The organism is Streptomyces sp. NPDC057877 (genome assembly GCF_042796855.1).
Lineage (GTDB): Bacteria > Actinomycetota > Actinomycetes > Streptomycetales > Streptomycetaceae > Streptomyces.
This window is the reverse complement of record NZ_JBHVMS010000007.1, coordinates 156,709-174,804: the sequence shown is the minus strand read 5'-3', so window position 1 is coordinate 174,804 and position 18,096 is coordinate 156,709. Positions and strand designations below refer to the sequence as shown.

At 74.9% G+C, this 18,096-nt stretch carries 8 protein-coding genes; all 8 read right to left on the bottom strand.

Going from position 1 to position 18,096, the window contains the following annotated elements; translation table 11 throughout:
* Positions 1-3: 3 nt before the first annotated feature.
* A complete protein-coding gene (locus tag ACFVQG_RS22310; protein WP_383386047.1) occupies positions 4-1,419 on the bottom strand; it encodes an aldehyde dehydrogenase family protein in 1,416 nt (471 codons plus the stop codon).
* Positions 1,416-2,036, bottom strand: coding sequence for an RNA polymerase sigma factor (locus ACFVQG_RS22305; RefSeq protein ID WP_383386044.1), 621 nt, complete (start codon positions 2,034-2,036; stop codon positions 1,416-1,418). Before ACFVQG_RS22305 ends, ACFVQG_RS22310 begins: the two co-directional genes overlap by 4 nt.
* Before the next feature lie 149 nt (positions 2,037-2,185).
* Positions 2,186-2,986 carry a 4'-phosphopantetheinyl transferase family protein gene (locus tag ACFVQG_RS22300; RefSeq protein WP_383386041.1) on the bottom strand — a complete coding sequence of 267 codons (801 nt, stop codon included), beginning with the start codon at positions 2,984-2,986 and terminating at the stop codon, positions 2,186-2,188.
* Positions 2,987-2,992: 6 nt separating this feature from the next.
* Positions 2,993-4,753, bottom strand: coding sequence for an acyl-CoA dehydrogenase family protein (locus ACFVQG_RS22295; RefSeq protein WP_383386039.1), 1,761 nt, complete (start codon positions 4,751-4,753; stop codon positions 2,993-2,995).
* A complete protein-coding gene (locus ACFVQG_RS22290; protein WP_383386036.1) occupies positions 4,750-6,564 on the bottom strand; it encodes an acyl-CoA dehydrogenase family protein in 1,815 nt (604 codons plus the stop codon). The genes ACFVQG_RS22295 and ACFVQG_RS22290 overlap by 4 nt, the downstream gene beginning before the upstream one ends.
* The gene (locus ACFVQG_RS22285; protein ID WP_383386033.1) at positions 6,561-8,183 is read right to left on the bottom strand and encodes a PfaD family polyunsaturated fatty acid/polyketide biosynthesis protein; all 1,623 of its coding nucleotides are present in this window, start codon (positions 8,181-8,183) and stop codon (positions 6,561-6,563) included. Before ACFVQG_RS22285 ends, ACFVQG_RS22290 begins: the two co-directional genes overlap by 4 nt.
* A gap of 38 nt (positions 8,184-8,221) precedes the next feature.
* A complete protein-coding gene (locus ACFVQG_RS22280) occupies positions 8,222-15,403 on the bottom strand; it encodes a beta-ketoacyl synthase N-terminal-like domain-containing protein (RefSeq protein WP_383386030.1) in 7,182 nt (2,393 codons plus the stop codon).
* Between the two features lie 19 nt (positions 15,404-15,422).
* Positions 15,423-18,096: SDR family NAD(P)-dependent oxidoreductase (locus ACFVQG_RS22275; protein WP_383386027.1), on the bottom strand; the 2,674-nt coding region annotated here is incomplete at its 5' end.

Genomic DNA, 18,096 nt, shown 5'->3' with positions numbered 1-18,096 from the left:
GGGTCAGAAGGGGTAGCCGCGCGGGGGTGAGCTGGTGGTGAGGGTGCGCCAGCGGGTGAACGCCTCCAGGGCGGCGGGACCGCCGAAGCCGTGGCCGTTGCCGGAGGCGCCGATGCCGCCGAAGGGCAGCACGGCGTCCTGGACGACGGTCTGGTCCCCGATGTGGGCGACGCCGCAGCGCAGTTGACGGGCGATGGCCGCGCCGCGGGCGGGGTCGGCGGTGTAGACGGCGGCGGTGAGGCCGTGGTCGGAGGTGTTGGCGAGGCGTACGGCGTCGGTGTCGTCGGCGACGGCGGTGACGGTGGCGACGGGGCCGAAGACCTCGGTGTGGAAGATGTCCATCTGCTCGGTGACGTCGGCGAGGACGGTCGGCGGATAGTACGCGCCGAGGGGCCGTCCGCCGGTGACCAGCCGGGCGCCCTGGGCGACGGCCTGCTCGACGGCGTTCGCGATGGTGGTGAGCTGGCGGCGGTCGATGATCGGCCCGATCTGGGCGTCCTCGCGGTGCGGGTCACCGATCCGCAGTGCGGCGGCGTGCCGGGCGAGGGCGCGGGTGTAGTCGTCGGCGACGGCGCGCTGGACGAGATGCCGGCGCGCGGACATGCAGATCTGCCCCTGGTGCAGGAAGGACCCCCACGCCCCGGCGGAGGCGGCCCGCTCCACGTCGACGTCGTCGAGGACGACGAAGGCGTTCTGCCCGCCGAGTTCGAGGACGGCCCGCTTGAGGAGGCGTCCGCACTGGGCGCCGATCTCCCGTCCCACGGCCGTGGATCCGGTGAAGGACACCATCGCGACGTCCGGCGCCTGCACGAGGGCGGAACCGGTCTCGGCGTCGCCGTGCACGATCTCCAGCACCCCGGGCGGCAGTCCGGCACGGTCGAAGGCCTCGGCGAAGAGGGTGCCGCCGCTGAGCGGGGTGTGCGGGTCGGGTTTCAGGACCACGGTGTTGCCGAGGGCGAGCGCGGGGCCGAGCGAGCGGGCGGCGAGCAGCAGCGGGAAGTTCCACGGCACGATCACGCCTACGACGCCCAGCGGGACACGGCTGACGGAGGCGGTGCGGTCGGGTTCGCTCGCGGTCACGGACGGGTCGGCGTACTCGCGGGCGAGGCGGGCTCCGTGCCGTAACTCCTCGGCGGCGAGAAGGACTTCGTAGAACGCCTTGCCGGGGATCGCGCCGCCCTCGCGGACCAGCAGGTCCTGGGCCGCGCCCGTGCGTTCCACCAGCAGGTCGGCGGCGCGTTCGACGAGGGCGGCGCGCTGGTCGGCGGGGGTGGCGGACCAGCCGGGGGCGGCGGCAGCGGCGCGCCGCGCGGCGGAGGCGACGAGGTCGGGGGTGGCCAGCTCGACGGTGCCGAGTTCCTCGCCGGTGGTGATCTCGCGGCTGGTCAGCCGGGTCGGGGTCCGGGTCTGGGTGGTCACGGGCGTACCTCGGTTCCGTCGCGGGCGGGGCAGCGTGCGCAGTCGTCGGTCTGGGCGTCCAGGGCGCGGCGCAGGCGCCGTAGGCAGCGGGTGCGGATGGGGCCGACGGAGCCGACCGGCATGGCCAGCGCGGCGGCGATCTCCTGGTAGGAGGGCGGGGGGTCCTGGAGGGCGTGCAGCAGGACGCCCCGGCACTGCTCGGAGAGGCTCTCCAGGGCCCGGGCCACCTCGCGCCGCCGGTCGGCGCGCAGGGTGATCTGCTCGGGGCTCTCGTGGTGTCCGTCCTCGCGGTGACCGACGAGGGACTCCAAGGCCTCGCTGTCCCCGACCATCACCAGACGGCGGTCCCGGGAGGCGGCCCTGATGGCCTCGCGCCGGGCGACGGTGGCGAGCCAGTCCCCGAGCCGCTCCGGATCCCGTATCCGGTGCACGTTCTGCATCAGCCGGAACCAGGTCAGCTGACGCACGTCCTCCGCGTCACAGCGACTGACCCGATGGCTGCGGGCGACCGACCACACCAGCCTCCCGAACCGGTCGACGGTCTCGTCCCACGCCTCCGCCTCCCCACGGGCACACCCCGCGAGCAGTTCCGCGTTCCCCTTCGCCTTCGGCGACATCGCCCCTCCGCGTGACCACACCCCTGGCGCTCCGGCACGTTCCTCGGTCCATGCAACACACCGGGGGGACGGGCCGGGGGCCTGCGGCGATGTCAGGTAGCGGTCATACCAGGAGTGGACAGCGGAGGGACGGGGAGGGCACGCGCGCGTCATCGGGCCGGGTCCCGGGGCGCGGTGGGCAGCAGCTCCGCCATCGCCGAGCGCAGCCGGACCGGGACCGGGCCCTCGTCGTGTTCCGTCGTGCGGATGGCGATGCCGAGGGCGAAGCGGTCCCAGACCTGGAGGACCTGGATCTGCCACAGGGGGCGTTCGGGTTCGGGGATCTCGTCGTCGACGACGGCGAGACCGCCGCCGCGCAGACGGTGGACGGAGAAGGCGTCGAAGCCGCGGGCCATGCCCATGCCGGTGGCCTTGGTGTAGGCCTCCTTGGCCACCCAGGAGTCGGCGAAGGCGTGCCCCTGTTCGCGGTCGCGGCGCAGGACCTCCTGCTCCAGCGGGGTGAAGACCTTGGGCGCGAACTTCAGGGCCTCGGGGCGGGCGGGGGTGTTCTCCGCGTCGACCCCCGCGGTTCGGCCGCGTACCACGATCGCGGCGATCAGGCCGTTGGTGTGGGTGATGTTGAAGTCCAGGCCCCAGTCGGACTGGTGGGTCGAGTGGATCGAGGGGCGGCCGAAGCGGCCCTTGTCGAAGCGCCACTCCGCCGGGGGCACGTCGGCGTACTGCGACAGCACCTGCCTCGACAGCAGCCGCGCGCCGAGGAAGCGGGTGCGGGCGGCGGGGAACAGCAGCCGGTCGTGCCGGGCGCGTTCCTCCTCGGTGAGGAGGTCAAGGCCACCGGTCGCCTCGGCGAAGCGGGGGACGTCCTCCTCCGCGAGAAGCCATACGTCCGCGCCCCCGGCGAGCGGGTCCTCGGTCGTCGGGCCCGGCGGGGCCATGGTCGTCGTGGTCATCCGCCCTCACCACCTCACCCGGAACGGCCGGTGTGCGAACAGCCGTCCCTCACCGTGCGCGTCGGTCATGATCCGGGCGACCTCGGCGATGTCGTCGGGGCCGGTCACCGTCCGCGTGGGGTGGAAGCGGCGCAGCAGCCGCTCCAGGCAGAGCAGCAGCACGGCCGGTGAGCGCAGCGCGGGTGCGAAGCTGTCGCGGCCGTGCAGGAAGAGGTGGACGCAGGCCGCTCCGGCCGCCACCGCCGTGTACTGCTTGGCCAGGTCGTACAGTTCCGCCGACTGCGACGCGGCCCGCCCGCCCTGCTCGGCGTGCAGCTTGGCGTGCTCGTCGGCGAGGCGGTGCACCTCGTCGGCCAGTCGTCCGGCGGTGTCCGCGCACGCGGACAGCCAGGCCGCCTCCCGCCCCTCCTCCGCGTCCGCCGCCCGGCGCAGTGCCGCGACCGCCGACCGCAGCGCCAGCACCGAGTCGTCGCCGCCCCGGCTGAACAGCTGCTGTGCGGCGGGCTCGTACGGTGTCATGGGTGCCGCGGGGTCGAAGAGTCGGGCGACGGTCTGCTCGGCTCGCGCCACCGCCGCCGGGTCCTGCCCGACCGCGTTCCCCAGCAGGCCCGGCAGTTGCAGGGCGATGTTCTTGAGGTTCACCACCGTGTTGCCGTCGGCGAAGTTGGAGATGGCGAAGTCCCGCAGCACCTTCTGGAAGACGCCGTGCCGGGGGTGGGCGCGCAAGTAGTAGCGGGCGCCCAGGACGGTCGTCAGCCGGGCCAGCGTCTCCTCCAGGAACGTCGGCACGAAGTACTTCACGACCGACGACCAGACACTGGCCTGCGCGGGCGCGACCTGGAGGGAGCGCACGGCGCCCGTGGTCAGCGCGTCGGCGACCAGCAGATCCGCGAAGCTCTCGGCGAGCTGCCGCCGCGAGTACGGCACCTCGGCGACCGTGGCGCCGAAGATGACCCGGTGGAGGGCGAAGTCGAGGGTGGTGCGCAGGGCGGTGTCCACACAGGCCATGGCGATGCTCGCGATGGCGATGCGCGCCAGCTGGCTGCTTTTCAGGGCGATCTCCAGGCCCTGCCCGACCCGGCCGACCAGCGCGCCGTCCGGCACCCGGCAGTCGGTGAGCCGTACGCCGCTCATGTCGAGGCCGCGCAGCCCGTGCAGGGGCTGGTCGGGGAGGTGGCGGAGCTGTCCGTCCGGGATCCCGGCCTTCTCCACGGCGAAGACCGAGTAGCCGCCGGGGCCGCCCTTGTCGGAGGTACGGGCGAAGACCATCACCGTGGAGGCGACGGTGGCGTTGCCGATGGTCCACTTCTCGCCGTTGAGCAGCCAGCCGCCGTCGGTGCGGCGGGCGTGGGTCTCGTTGGCCAGGACGTCGCTGCCGTGCCGCCGCTCCGACAGGCCCCAGGCGAGTTTCCGCCCCGCCCGGATGGCGTCGGCGAAGTGCTGGCGCTGCGCGGGGCTGCCCGCGATCCACACCGGCATGTAGCTGAGGCTGGTCAGCACCATCGCGGTGGCGGAGGTCGGGTCGCGGCGGCCGACGAGGCGGTAGAGGTTGAAGCCGTCCTCGACGTTGACGGCCCGGCCGCCGTTGGCCGCGGGCACGATCCAGTCGTACAGGCCCCATCCGGCGAGCAGGTCCACGAACTCGTGCGGATACCGCTGCTCCTCGTCCTGGGCGAGGATCCGGGCGTACGGCATGGGGGCAGAGGCGTCCCACGGGTCGCCCAGGTGGTCCTCCAGACCGGCCATGAGCGCGATCAGGTCGGTCATGTCGTCGTCTCCTCGTCCACGTCCTCTTCGGCGGGGCCCGGCGGCGCGTCGGACAGCGGGACCGGGTGCGCGGTGAACAGCAGCCGTGCCGCGTCCAGGCGGGTCAGCGCGCGGTGGGCGGGCGGGAGGTCGGGCGCGGCTTGGCGCGGGTCGCGGCCCTCGGCGCGGGCGAGCAGCACGGCCAGTACGGCGGTGAGCCAGCCGGAGCCGCCGGGTTCCTCGCCGTAGAGCCCGTGCTCGGGGTGCGTCCACCAGGCCAGGGCCGCCGCGGCGGCCGTGTAGAGCAGGCAGCCGCGGTCGGCCAGGTCCAGCGACTCGGGCGAGGCGGCGCCCCGGCCCCGGTCGCGCTGGGCGGCCGACGCGGCGACGAAGGTGGCGGCCAGCGCGGTGCGTACGTCCCGCACCAGGCCCGCGGTCCGCCGCTCCCCGCGCTCGGTGAGCCGACCCGCGATGTCCTCGGCGTGGGCGGCGAAGCCGAGCAGCACCAGGTCCCGGGGGCGGGCGGACAGGTCGAGGGCGGCGGGGTCGAGGGCGGGCAGCGGCGCGCCGAACGCGCACAGCGCGGGGAGGCCGACGTCCGAGGTCCCGGGGTGGGTGAAGGGGGCGGCGTAGCCCGGCAGTTGGGGTGCGACGGCGCGCAGGACTCCGAAGGGGCTGGTGTCGATGGACTCCACGACCGCGTTGTCCCGCCGCGCCTTGTCGACGACGGCGCCGGGTCCCCGGGCCAGCACGCCCCGGGCGCCGAGCAGGGCGCCGGAGCGGGCGATCGCGGAGGCGGTGAGGCGGGTGGCGGTGCGCTTGACGACGTTGGAGCAGAGCCCGAAGGTGCGCGGGGAGAGGTGGGCGTAGCGCCCGGCGGTCAGGGTGACGACGTCGGCGGCGATCAACTCGGCCGCCGCGAGCGCGAGTTCGCGGGCCCCGTGCGGGGTGTCGGCGACCCGGACGCCGCCGACGCGCCTGCCACGGGTGAAGCGCAGGGCGGTCCGCAGGGCGGTGTCGGCGGTGGCGAGGCAGGCGGCGGTGCTGAGCAGCCGTACGAGCTGCTGGGCCCGCATCGCCGCGGCGAGCCCGCCGCCGACGGTGCCGACGACGGCGGCGCGCGGCACCTCGGTGCCCTCGAAGACCAGGTCGGCGAAGTCGATGCCGCGCAGCCCGGTGACCGGCTGCGCGTCCTGCCGCCAGACGCCGTGCAGGTGGGCGGGGCCGAGCAGTACGGCGGTGAAGGCGGCGGGACCGCGCGGCGCGGTGCGCGCCACCACGACCACGGCGTCCGCGGTGGCGCCCCGGCCCACGAGCCACTTGCGCCCGCTGAGCGCGTACCCGCCGTCGGCCTCGTCGAGGCGGCACCGTCCCGCGAGGACGTCGCTGCCGGAGTCCTCCTCGGACAGCGCGAACGCGATCGTACGGCCCTCCCGCACCCACTGGGCGACCTGCGCGGCCTGCTCGCCGGTGCCCGCCGCGAGCACGGTCATGACGGCCGAGCAGGACAGCAGGGTGGCGGGCATGACGGAGGCGTCACGCCGCGCCGCCACCCGGATCCGCACCAGCACGTCGTCGAGCGCGTCCAGCGCGCCCCCGAGCGCCGTGGGCAGACCCAGCAGCGGGAAGTCGACGGAGGCGAGCCGCCCGGCGAAGGCGGCCGGGTACTCCCCCGCGCGGTCCCGGACCACTCCGGCCGTGAACCCGTAGGGGTTGTCCGGCCGCCAGGGGTCCCCGAGCAGCGCGTCCAGGCGCGCGGCGGCGGCGAAGGGCGCGGCGCCGGTGGGCGGCGGCGCGACCAGCGGTGCCGTGGGGGCTGACGGCGCCGTCATGGCCGTACCCCCGGCGCGTCCGCGTCCGCCGGGCTCTGTTCCGGGACCGGGTAGGCGGCGATCGCCGGGGACAGGGCGAGGCCCGCGGCGCGGAGCAGGGAGAGGCGTTGGTGGAAGGCGGCCCCGGACATCAGGTGGCGGGCGATGTCGGCGACCCGGCGGTTGCGGGGGGCGGCCAGATAGGTGCCGCGCACCCAGGAGTTGAAGCTGCCCATCGCGGGGCCGCACCAGATCTGGTAGTCCACCGCGCGGTCCGGCTCACCGGTCGTCGCCCAGCGGGAGGCCATGCCCAGGTACCAGCGGAAGATCAGCGCCGCCCGGCGCTTGGGGTGGTCGGCGGCGCGGGCGAGCTGGGCGGGGTCGCGGCGCTGGAAGTAGGTGACCGTCTCGTCCCAGACGTCGGTCAGCGGGCGGCGGAACACCTGCTGTTCGAGGCGGGCGCGGACCGGGGCCGGGATGGCGTCGATGCCGTCGTGGTCGCGGTACAGCTCGTACAGCTGGCGGGCCCGCATCGGGAAGAGTGTGCCGCGCTTGAGGACCTGTAGCTCCACGCCCATCTCGAACATGTCCGCCGCGGGCGCCATCTCGCAGTCGGCGAGGTCGGCGCGCGCCAGCATCTCCTTGACCAGGTCGGACGTCCCGGCCTCCACACAGGACTGGTTGACCGAGCCGGTGACGACGTAGTCGGCGCCCATCGCGAACGCCGCCCAGGCGGCCTCGGGGGTGCCGATGCCGCCCGCCGCGCCGACCCGGACCCGTACCGGATAGCCCAGTTCCCGCATCAGCGCGTCCCGCTGCCGCATGACGACCGGCAGTTGCGCGGGCAGCGGGCGGCGGTCGGTGTGGCCGCCGGAGTCGGCCTCCACGGTGATGTCGTCGGCGAGCGGCATCCGCGCGGCCAGCTCCGCCTGCTCCGCGCTGATCGCGCCCTCCTCGCGCAGCGCCCGCACCATCGCCTCCGGCGCGGGCCGGATGAACAGCTCCGCGATCTCGGTCCGGGACACCTTGGCGACGACCTTGTTCTCCGCGACCACCCCGTGCGGTCCGCCCGCCCGCAGCCCGGCCAGCCGGTAGCGCACGACGTGCGGGGTGAGCCCGAGGAACGCGGACGCCTCCACACACGGCACCCGGTGCTTCAGGTACAGCTCGACGGCGGTCCGCTCCAGCCGCTCCTCGCTGGGAGCGTGGATCAGGTTGCAGGCGTACGGCAGGCCCGGGATCTCGGCGGTGAAGCGCGCCAGCGCCTTCTCCACCGTCTCCGGCAGCACGCCCGCCGCGCCGTACGAGGCGAGGTACCCGGCCCGCGCCATGGCGATCACCAGGTCCGGGGAGGCGATGCCGCCCGCCATGGCGCCGCTCATGTACGCCTGCCGCACTCCGTACGCCGCCAGGAAGGCGGCACTGCCGAGGCGTTCGGGCCCCAGCGGCGGCACGGCGGCGACGACCTCGTACTCCCCGTCGGCCCGCACCCCGCCGCCCGTCGCGGCGCCCAGGCCGCGCGGGCCACGCACGATGTACACGGGTTCGTCCAGCCGGGCCAGCGCCTGCTGGATCCCGGTCTCGCCGACCGCGGGTGCCACGGGCCCGCTCCACCGCGGCCACGGCTGCTCGGTGGTCATCTGGCTGCTCCTGTCGGTGGAGTTACGGCTGGTGGGCGCTAGTCGTGGTGGATCTCGACGCCGATGCCGTCGAGCCGGTAGATCCGCAGGGTCGACTTCCACACGTGTCCGTCGCCGGTGAGGACGATCCGCCCCGGTTCGCGCCGGACCTCCCTCAGGTGCACGTCGAACTCCATGTCGGGGTCGTCGCGCAGGATCTGACCGCGGTACGACCAGCTCGTCTCGCTGCCCCTGAGCAGCGCGAACCGCGGATTGCGCAGCCCCTCGGTGAGCCCGGTCTCGACGGCGTACACCTGCATCCCCTGCAGCAGCGCCTCCACGCCGAGGGAGCCGGGCATCACGGGGTCGCGGTGGAAGTGGCGGGAGAAGTACCACTCGTCGGGCCGGATGGTGCGGTGGCCGCGCAGATAGCCCTGCCCGTGCTCGCCGCCGCCCGGCAGCACGTCCACCCATTCGACGAGGTCGAGATGGCCGCCCGCGAGGCGCGGGCCCGCCCCGTTGGCCCGGAAGGCGCCGAGGTCGACGCGGCGGACGCCCGGGGGGCGCGACGGCCGCTGGTCCAGCCAGGGCAGTACGTGCTCGCCCTTGTCGAGGCCGACCTGCCGGGCGAGCGCCTTCTCGTTGAAGTAGCCGAAGAGGGACTCGCCGGTGTAGAAGACCTCGCCGTCGGCGGAGAGTTCGTAGGAGAAGTTCTGCAGGATGGAGCCCGGCATTCGGTCGCTGGAGAGCAGCGTCGAGCGGTGCTGGATGGTCTTGCCGCGCAGGTCGACGTCCTTGAGGAGGGTGGCGCGGCCGTCCAGGTTGCGGATGCTGAACCGCTCCTCCGGGAAGGGCAGCGTGGCACCCAGGTAGTAGCCGAGGAGGATCGCCGCCTGGAGGCTGGACTCCATGAAGACGCAGTTCGGCATGTGCGGGTCGCCGTTGTCGGCGTAGTACCAGGCGTCGGGCGGTGAGTCGTACTCGGTGACCATGACCGCGCCGCGCTTCAGCGTGCCGCGGGTGCCGTCGAGGCGCATCACCCGGTCGACGAAGAGGAAGTCGCCGTTGGGGATGTAGGGGGCCCGGCTGTTGGCGTAGATGTCGAACTCGGGGCCCATGGCCACCGCCAGGTCGCCCTTCGCGGCGTGCGCCATGTGGAACTCGTTGAGCAGCGCGGGCTCGCCGGTGGCCGGGGAGAGACGGCCGAGGAAGTGCGGCACGGTGCCGCCGGTCTCCGGGCGGTAGGGCGTGCCGGGCTTCTCGCACAGCCGGATGCCGAGGCCGGTGACGCCGATCGACGGGGTGCCGTCGCGCAGCACGACCACGTCGGCGACGACGGCGGGGCGGGGCAGCAGGGTCAGTTCGGTGATGTCGACGCGGTACTCGACGCGCTCGTTGCGCGGGGTGATCTGGCCGCGCACCTTGACCTCGGTGCGCAGGTCGGGCACCGGCTGGAAGCGGGCGTCGGGGAGGGTGAGGTGGAGGCCGAGGGAGAGGGCGTACACCTCGAGGAGTTGGACCGCGCCTTCCGCGACGAGGGATCCGGCCAGCACCGGGTCGTCGGGGAAGTGGCTGGTGAAGTACCAGGCGTCGGGCTGGAGCCGTTTGACGGCCTCGATCCGGCCGAGGCCGTGGCTGCCGCCGGTGCGGTCCAGGAGGGTGACCTCGTCGGCCATCCGCAGCATCCCGTCGGGCAGCCTGAGGGAGGTGTTGCAGCCGGGCGGCTGACCGTGCCCGGGGCCGAAGACGTCGGTGACACGGCCCTCGGCGAGCGCGTCGAGATCGGCGCCGGTGAGGGTGGTGCGGTGGGTGGCGGCGAGCGGCTTGAACGCCGAACGCGCCGGGTCGGGGGCGGACTTGGCGACGGCGGCGCGACTTCCCTGCACCAGCCCGGGGGACGCCTCCAGTTCCTCGTCCGTGAAGAACCCCGCGCAGGCGTTGTTGAGCTTGAGGATCAGCTCGCCGTCGGCGTAGCAGTCGTAGTGGAAGAAGAACAGCAGGGTGTCGCCCTGGCGGACGAACTGGTCGATCCAGATGTCGTAGCGCAGGGTCTGCCCGGTGCGGGGCAGGTCGCCGACGAAGCTGAGGCTGCTGTCGAGCAGGCGGTAGACCCGCTGGCCCCGGTTGGTGAAGTCGGCGCCGAGATAGCTGATCAGGAGCAGGTCGCACTGCCCGGCCTCGATGGTGACGGCGGGCGGGACCTGACCGTCGACGGCGTACCAGGCGTCCCGTGGGACGTCGTACTCGGTGCGGATGAACGACGGCTTGAACTCGCCGGGCTCCGCGTCCAGCCGGGTGACGCGGGTGGCGAAGAGATACGGCGGGGCGGGGAGCCGGACGCGGCGCGGGTAGCCGTCGATGCGGGCGAAGCGCGGGCCGAAGACGTCGCCGACCTTGCCGATGGCGAACTGGAGGAGGTCGTGTTCGTCCCAGACGACGCCTTCGGGTTTGGGCGGGCGGACGGGGGCCGGGGGCGTCTTCGGGGCCGCCGACAGTACGGCCGTCAGCTCCTCCCGCAACGCCTGCTGGGCGTCCAGCACCTCGCGGTGCGCCTCCAGGATCTCGGCGCGCAGGCTGCGGACGAGGGCCAGGGTGGCGGCGTTGTCGTCGGAGCGCCGGACGGGGGTGGGGGCGGGTTCGGGCTCGGGGGCGGGGGCGGGTTCGGGGGGTACGGGGAGGGGTTCGCCGAAGACGGCGGGGCGGGGTGGTACGTCGGGCACCTCGGGGGTGGGCTCCGGTGCCGGTACGGCTGTCGCGTCGGTCGCGTCGGTCGCGGGGAGCATCGTGACCGGTTCCCGCTCCAGCGTCAGCGCGGGTACGGGCGGTCCGGCGGCGGGGCGGGTCGGCATCGCGGGGTCCCCTTCCGTGGCGGGGGGTTGCGGGGCGGGCGGTTCCGGTACCGGAGGTCGCGGGGCGGGCGGTTCCGGTACGGGGCTGGCGGACCCGACGAGCACCGGCACCGGCGTCTCGGTCCTCACCGGTAGCGTCCGCACCGCCCGTACGACCGGTGCCGCCGCCTCCGCCACCAGCGGTGCCACCGGCTCCCCGCCCACCGTGAAGGTGCGCAGCCCCACGGGACGCGGGCCGGGTGCGGTGCGGGGGCGGAAGGGGGTCAGGTCGACCGGGATGCCGTGCGTGGCGAGGCGGGCGACCAGGCGGGCGATGTCGGTGGCGCCGCGGGCGCCCCGGCGGTCGACGGGGACGGACAGGTGCGGGGCCTCGGTGAGGGTCTCGTGGATCCAGCGGGAGCAGGTGCTGGACGGCCCGACCTCGATGAAGCACCGGAAGCCGTCCTCGTAGGCGCGCCGCACCAGGCGCGGGAAGTCGACGGTCTCGCGGAGCGTGACGGCGATGTTGGCTGCCACCGTGTCCTGGTCGAGGTCGTCGACGGGGGCGTAGTGGCGGCTGCTGTAGAGGACCAAGTCGCCGGTGTCGCCGGTGGGATAGCGGTTGAGGTCGGCGAGTTCCGGCAGGACGCCGTCGACGACGGGGCTGTGCATGACGTGGTTGGCGGGTGAACGGGCGCTCCGGCAGCCGAGGGCGTCGATCAGGGCCCGGCACTGGGCGGGGTCGCCCGCGACGACCACCTCGGCGGGGGTGTTGACGTGGGTGATGAAGACCCGGTCGTAGCCCGCGACGGCCGCCCGTACCTCGTCCGAGGGGGCGAGCAGGACGTGGGTGGCCCAGACGTCCTGGTCGGGCACCTCGTCGCCGAGGCCCCACAGCTCGCGCACGGTCCGCTTGGGGCCGCGCAGCCGGTCGACGAAGAGGGGCGAGGTGTCGATCTTGGTGGTGGCGCGGGCCTCCTTGAGCCAGCCGCCGGTCGCGAACAGCATGCTGGACTCGCCGAGGCTGTAGCCGAACGCGCCGTGCACCGGCACGCCGAGGACCTCGCGGACCAGGTCGGTGGACAGCAGCGCGTAGCTCGTGCCGACGGCCAGCATCAGCGGGATGTCCTCGATGAGGTCGGCCTCCCGGCGCATCAGCTCGCGCCGGTCGAGCGGGGCGTGCCCGCGCGGGTAGAGCAGCGCGGAGCGCAGCATGTCGGCGGGACGCTCGGCCTGGGTCTCGAAGCGGGGCAGCAGACCGGGGAAGGCCCGGAACATCGCCCTGCCCAGGCCCAGATAGGAGTTGAAGGCGCCCGGGTAGACCAGCGCCGTCTTCGCGCCCGATCCGCCCGCCGGGCGGGCGGCGAAGCAACTGCCGGAGGGCGAGGTCCACTCGCCGCCCGCGCGATGGACCTCCGGCAGGTCCTTGACGGCCCGGTCGAGCTGGCGGACGAGCCCGACCGCGTCGTCGGCGACGAGTACGGCCTTCAGCGCGGCGGGCCGGTCCTCCACCAGCCGCGCCCAGTCGCCGCCGCCCTCGACGGCGTCACGGAGTTCCGCGAGCCGCCGCAGCAGGCTGCCGATGTCGTCGGCGCCGACGGGTACGACGAGGCTGCCGCCGGAGCGCACCCAGTCGGTGGCGGCCACCTCGCCGCGGGTCTGCGCGCCGCCGAGCACCAGGTGGGCGTGGCTGCCCGCGGTGCCGGTGACGGCGACACAGGCGGCCCGGCGGCCGTCCCGGCGCTGCCGCAGCCAGGGCCGCGAGTCGGTGGCGAGGAAGAACGCGGAGCCGGTGAGGGAGTCGGCGGCCACACCGCCCGGCGCGACCGGCTGGTAGGCGTGGTGCAGGCAGAGCGCGGCCCGGATCAGCTGGGCCATGGCGGAGGCGCAGCCGGTGTCGCCCACCGCCGAGTCGACGCCCGACAGCGCGGTGCGCAGGGCACCCCCGGCCCGCTCGGCGGACCACACCCGGCCGAGCCCGGTCAGGACGGCGCCGTCCGCCGCCCCGGCCTCGACCAGCTCGACGTCCGCCGGGACGAGTCCGGCCGCCGTCAGCGCCTCCTCCGCCGCGGCGGCGACCAGGTCGGCGTCCGGCTCCGGGGAGAGCGTCGGCGCGTGGCGCACGGCGAGGGCGTCCACGGTGGCGTACACGGTGCGGTCAGGCGGGACCGAGCCGGGCCGGGTGACGACCACCGCGCCCGCCCCCTCCCCCAGCACCCGTACGCCGCCCGGCTGCAGGAGTGCGCGGGCCAGCGCCGACTCGGGCCCGGCGGCCAGGTCGACCGCGCCGACGAGCACCGCCTCCACGCTCGGGTCGAGCAGCAGCAGCCGCGCGGTGTCGAGCGCGTCGACGCCCACGGCGCTGTCCGAGGAGACGGTGAAGGAGGGGCCGGTGAGGTTCCACAGGGAGGAGATCCGGGCGGCCATGATGTTGCCGATGTAGCTGAGGACCTCGTTGGCCTCGATGGAGTCGTGGATGCCGTCGCGGGCGGCCCGGGTCAGCGCCGCGAGCTGGTCGTCCGTGGGGTCGAGTCCGGCCCGCGCGCACCAGGCGGCGAGCTTGCGCCCGAGCGCGTACCGGGCGGCGTGCCCGTGGGCGCTGGGCTCCGTCTCCATGCCTAGGACGACGGCGACCCGGCGTCCGCCCCCGCCGGGTCCGGCGCGCTCGTACCCGGCGTCCTTCAGGGCCTCCTCGGCGACCCGCATCATCAGCAGGTGCTGCTGGTTGAAGTGGTCGAGGTCGTTCGGCGGGATGCGGTACGAGGTGGCGTCGACGTCGAAGTCCTCGACGTAGGCGGCGCGTGGCACCCGGTCGTGGGCGAGCCCGGCGCGGTCCAGCGGTCCGCCGGTGACGGCCTCGAAGCCGCGCCAGCGCTTCGGCGGCAGGTCCCGTACGGCGCTGGTGCCGTCGTACCCGGCGCGTTCGAACGCGTCGAGGGTGGTGAAGGAGCCGAAGTGGGCGCCCATGCCGATGACGGCGAGCTGCGGCGGGATCTGGCGTCCTGGCGGGTCGTCCGGGCCGTCGGTGGCGGCCTCCGGCCCGGAGAGGACGACGTGCGCGTTGGTGCCGCCGAAGCCGAACGCCGAGACGGCGGCCCGGCGCACGCCGTCCGCCGGTACGGGCCACGGCACCGGCTCGCGTACCACCCGGTCGGCGACCGTGCCGGGCAGCGGCGCGGTCACTCCGGTGGTCGGCGGGATGGTGTCGTGCGCCAGGGCGAGGACGACCTTGACGAGGCTGCTGATCCCGGCCGCGGTCAGCAGGTGCCCGATGTTGCCCTTGACCGAGCCGAGCAGCGGGCCGCCGGGCCCGAAGTAGCGGGCCAGGCCGTCCAGTTCGGTGCGGTCGCCGAGCGGGGTGCCGGTGGCGTGGCACTCGACGTACCGCACCTCGCGCGGGTCGACGCCCGCCTCCCGGTAGGCGAGTTCGTACGACGCGAGCTGGCCCTCGACGTTCGGCACCAGCAGGTGCTTGCCGGGGCCGTCGTTGCCGAGGGCGACCGCGTCGATGACGGCGTACACGCGGTCGCCGTCACGGCGGGCGTCGGCGAGCCGCTTCACGGCGACCATGGCGGCGCCCTGGCCGGTGAGGATGCCCCGGGACCGGGCGTCGAAGGGCTGGCTGACGCCGTCCGGCGGATAGGCGCGCAGGTCGGAGAAGGAGAGGTGGATGACGGTCGGGTCGGGCGCGCAGACCCCGCCCGCGAGCATCAGGTCGACGCGGCCCGTGGCCAGGTGGGCGCAGGCGAGCTGGAGGGCGTAGAGCGCCGAGGAGCAGGCGGCGTCCAGGGTGTGGCGGGGTCCGCCGAGGCCGAGCGCGGCGGCGACGACGTGGGCGGGCAGGCCACCGGGCCAGAGGTCGTGGGCCCGCGCCGTCTCGCTGGCCGGGCCGCCGTCCTCCGCACGGGACGGCGGCCCAGCCACGGGGAAACCTGCCGCCGTGAGCCCCTCGGTCACGGCGGCGTCCCACAGTTTCCCCGCTGTCCGGCCGGAGGCCGGGGTGGGGAACGGGTAGTTCCCGAACACCACGCCGGTCCTCCGGCCGACGGCCCCGCCGGACGCGGCAGCGGGGGATACACCCGCGTCGGCCAGGGCGTTCGCGGCGGCCTTGAGCGCCCAGTGGAACGAGCGGTCCAGGCCCGCCAGTCGGTCGGCGGACAGCAGGTAGCCGTCGAGGGCGGCGGCCGTGGCCTCGGTCTCCGGGTCCAGGAAGCCGCCGCGGGTGCAGTAGATGCGGTGCCGGTCCCGGTGCGCCTCGGGGCCGGGCTCCGCGGCCAGCGGATCGTGTCCGAAGATGCGCTCACCGCCCTCGGTGCGGGAGTCCACCGCGTCGATCAGGTTGCGCCAGTAGCCGTCGGGGGTCGCGGCGCCCGGGAAGAGGCAGGACAGGCCGACGATCGCGTACGCGCCCATGGGGATCAGCCTCCGGGGGTCAGACCGTCACCGGGGCGAACCGGCCGCCGGACTGCCGGAACCGGCCCTCCAGCTCCGCGTCCTCCACGGCCGCCACGTCCTCGAACACCGCCAGCACCCGCCCCTGGGGGTCGACGGCGGTCACCGTGCAGGTGACGCCGGTCCGGCCGGTCCTGATGTCCTCCACGGCGATCAGGAACTCGGCGTCCGACGGCAGCGGCGCCAGCAGCCGCGTCCGCCCGATCTCCATCGGCAGACTGGCCCGGCCGCGCCGCTCCCGCACCCACACCAGGACCGCCTGGAGCAGCAGGTCGGCGAGGACGGGGCTGTGCAGCCGTCCGTGGTAACCGCCGTGCGCGGGCCGGTCGTCGGCCAGCCGGGCCCGTACGAGGAGCCGCTGGTCGTCGCTGACCAGGACCGAGCGCAGCCCGCGCAGCGCGGGGCCGTGGAAGAGGGTGCCGTCGCGGTAGAGCGGCGCGGCGTCCCGGCCGGTGGTGGCGGAGCGGGCGAGGGCGACGAGGTCGGTGCGGGCGGCGGCGGGTGTGCCCTCGGCGGTGGAGATCCGCGCGCTGTAGGCGGGGCGGCTGCGGCCGGTGGCGTCGACCGACGAGGCGAGGACGTCGGCCTCGGCGGGGGAGGCCGGGGCGGGCTCCGCGGACAGCCGTAGCTTCCGCGGCTGCTGTCCGCCCGGCTCGTCGCCGTCCCAGGAGACGCCCTTGAAGACCTTGAAGCCGCTGGCGCCGGTGACCGCCCGGCCGGTCGCCGTCTCCACCGCGTTCACCAGCGCGCCGAGCGCGGCGGTGGCGGGCAGCACCGGACGGTCGCCGATGGTGTGGTCCGTCAGCAGCGGCTCGGCCGCCAGGTCGGCCAGGGTGCGGTCGACGACGAAGGCACCGGGGGCCGGGGAGCCCGCGGGCGCGGACAGCGGGGTGAGCGGTCCGGTGACGACGACCGTGTCATGGCCGTGCGCCGCCGTGAACTGCTCGGCGAACAGCCCGGCACCGGTGGCGAGCGGCACCAGCGCCACCCCGCGCTCGGCGAACATCGCCCGCAGGTCGTCGGAGACCATCCCGCCGTCCCAGGCACCCCAGTTCATCGCGGTGACCCGCGCGGAGGGCAGTTCCCGCTTCAGCCGGACCGCGATCCGGTTCAGCGCCTCGTTGGCCATGGCGTAGTCGGACTGGCCCCGGTTGCCGAAGAACCCGGCGACGGACGAGAACAGCACCAGATGCCGCAGCTCGGCGACCCCGCGCAGCACGTCCAGCACGTTCCCGAGACCGAGCAGCTTGGTGCCCAGCACCCGGCGGATCTCCTCCGGCGCCTTCTGCGCGATCAGCCGGTCCGCGAGCACCCCGGCGCCGTGCACCACACCGGTGACCCGACCGGCGTACGGCGTCAGCACCCGGCGCACCTCGGCGGGGTCGGTGATGTCGACGGTCAGGTACTCCACGCGCGCCCCGGTCGCGGCGAGCCGTTCGAGGTTCGCGGCGATCTCCCGCGCGGCGGTCACCTCACGGAACCGCGCCTCCACCGCACGCGGGCTGGGCTTCCCCCCGCCCTGCGCGGACCGCCGCGCGATCAGGCCGCGCAACGCGGGCCCCTCGTACCCCACGGCCCATTCGGGCTCGGGCACCAGCCGACTGCGGCCGAGCAGCAACAGCCCCACCGGCCGCGCGGAGACCAGGGCGTGCAGACAGTCGGCGGTGATCCCGCGCGCCCCGCCGGTCACCACGAACAACTCGTCGGCGGCCAGCTCGGGTACGGCCGCCGCGTGCGCCACGGCGGGCTGCTCCGCCAACCCGACGGTACGACGTCCCGAGGCATCGTGCGCCACCTCGGTGAGCGTCGCCGCCAGATCGCCGATCTCCTCCAGGAACCGCGCTCCTACGGTCGTGGGCGCCATGTCCGGGGCGAAGTCGACGGTACGGGCGAACACCTCGGGCGCCTCGATCGCCAGCGTCTTCACCAGCCCCGCGACCCCGCCGAGCAGCGGCGCGGCGTCCCCGGCGCCCCGGTGTCCCAGGGCCCCGTCCAGCCGGGTCACGGCGACGAAGGCGGCCCGGTCGCCCTGAGCGGCGGCGGACCTGAGCGCGGGCAGCGTGTGCTTGGCGACCAGCAGACCGTGCGCAAGGCGCTGGACGCCCTCCCGCCACTCCGGCCCGGCGGCGGCCACCATCTGCACGACCAGATCGACCCGCCCGCCCGGCAGCGCCGCGGCCAGCTCCCCCTCCTCCCAGCTCCCCAGCCGCCGCACGGCGTCCGCCTCCGGCACGACCGCGTCGTTCCCGGGCAACGCCACGACCTCCACCCGCCAGCCGTCCCCCCGCAACGCCCCCGCCAGCGCCCGCGTCAGCACCGACCCGTCGTCCACGACCACCGCGGTACGCGGCTCCGCGTAGGCACCGACGAGCGTGTGCGGGGCGGGGAGTTCGGTGAGGGTGGCGTGGGTGCGTCCGATGCCGGGGGTGGTGGGGTAGGTGATGGTGAGGGGGGTCGTCGGGGGTGGGGGTGGAGGTGTGACGGTTCCGGTGCTGGTGGACACGGTGGAGGCGAGGAAGCCCGCGATGTCCTCCAACGTCCGCAACTCCGCCAGCCGCTCCGGGTCCACGTCCTCGGACACCGGATACGACTCCTGCAAGGCTCCAAGGATCTGCACCCGCTTGATCGAGTCGATCCCGAGGTCCGCCTCCAGT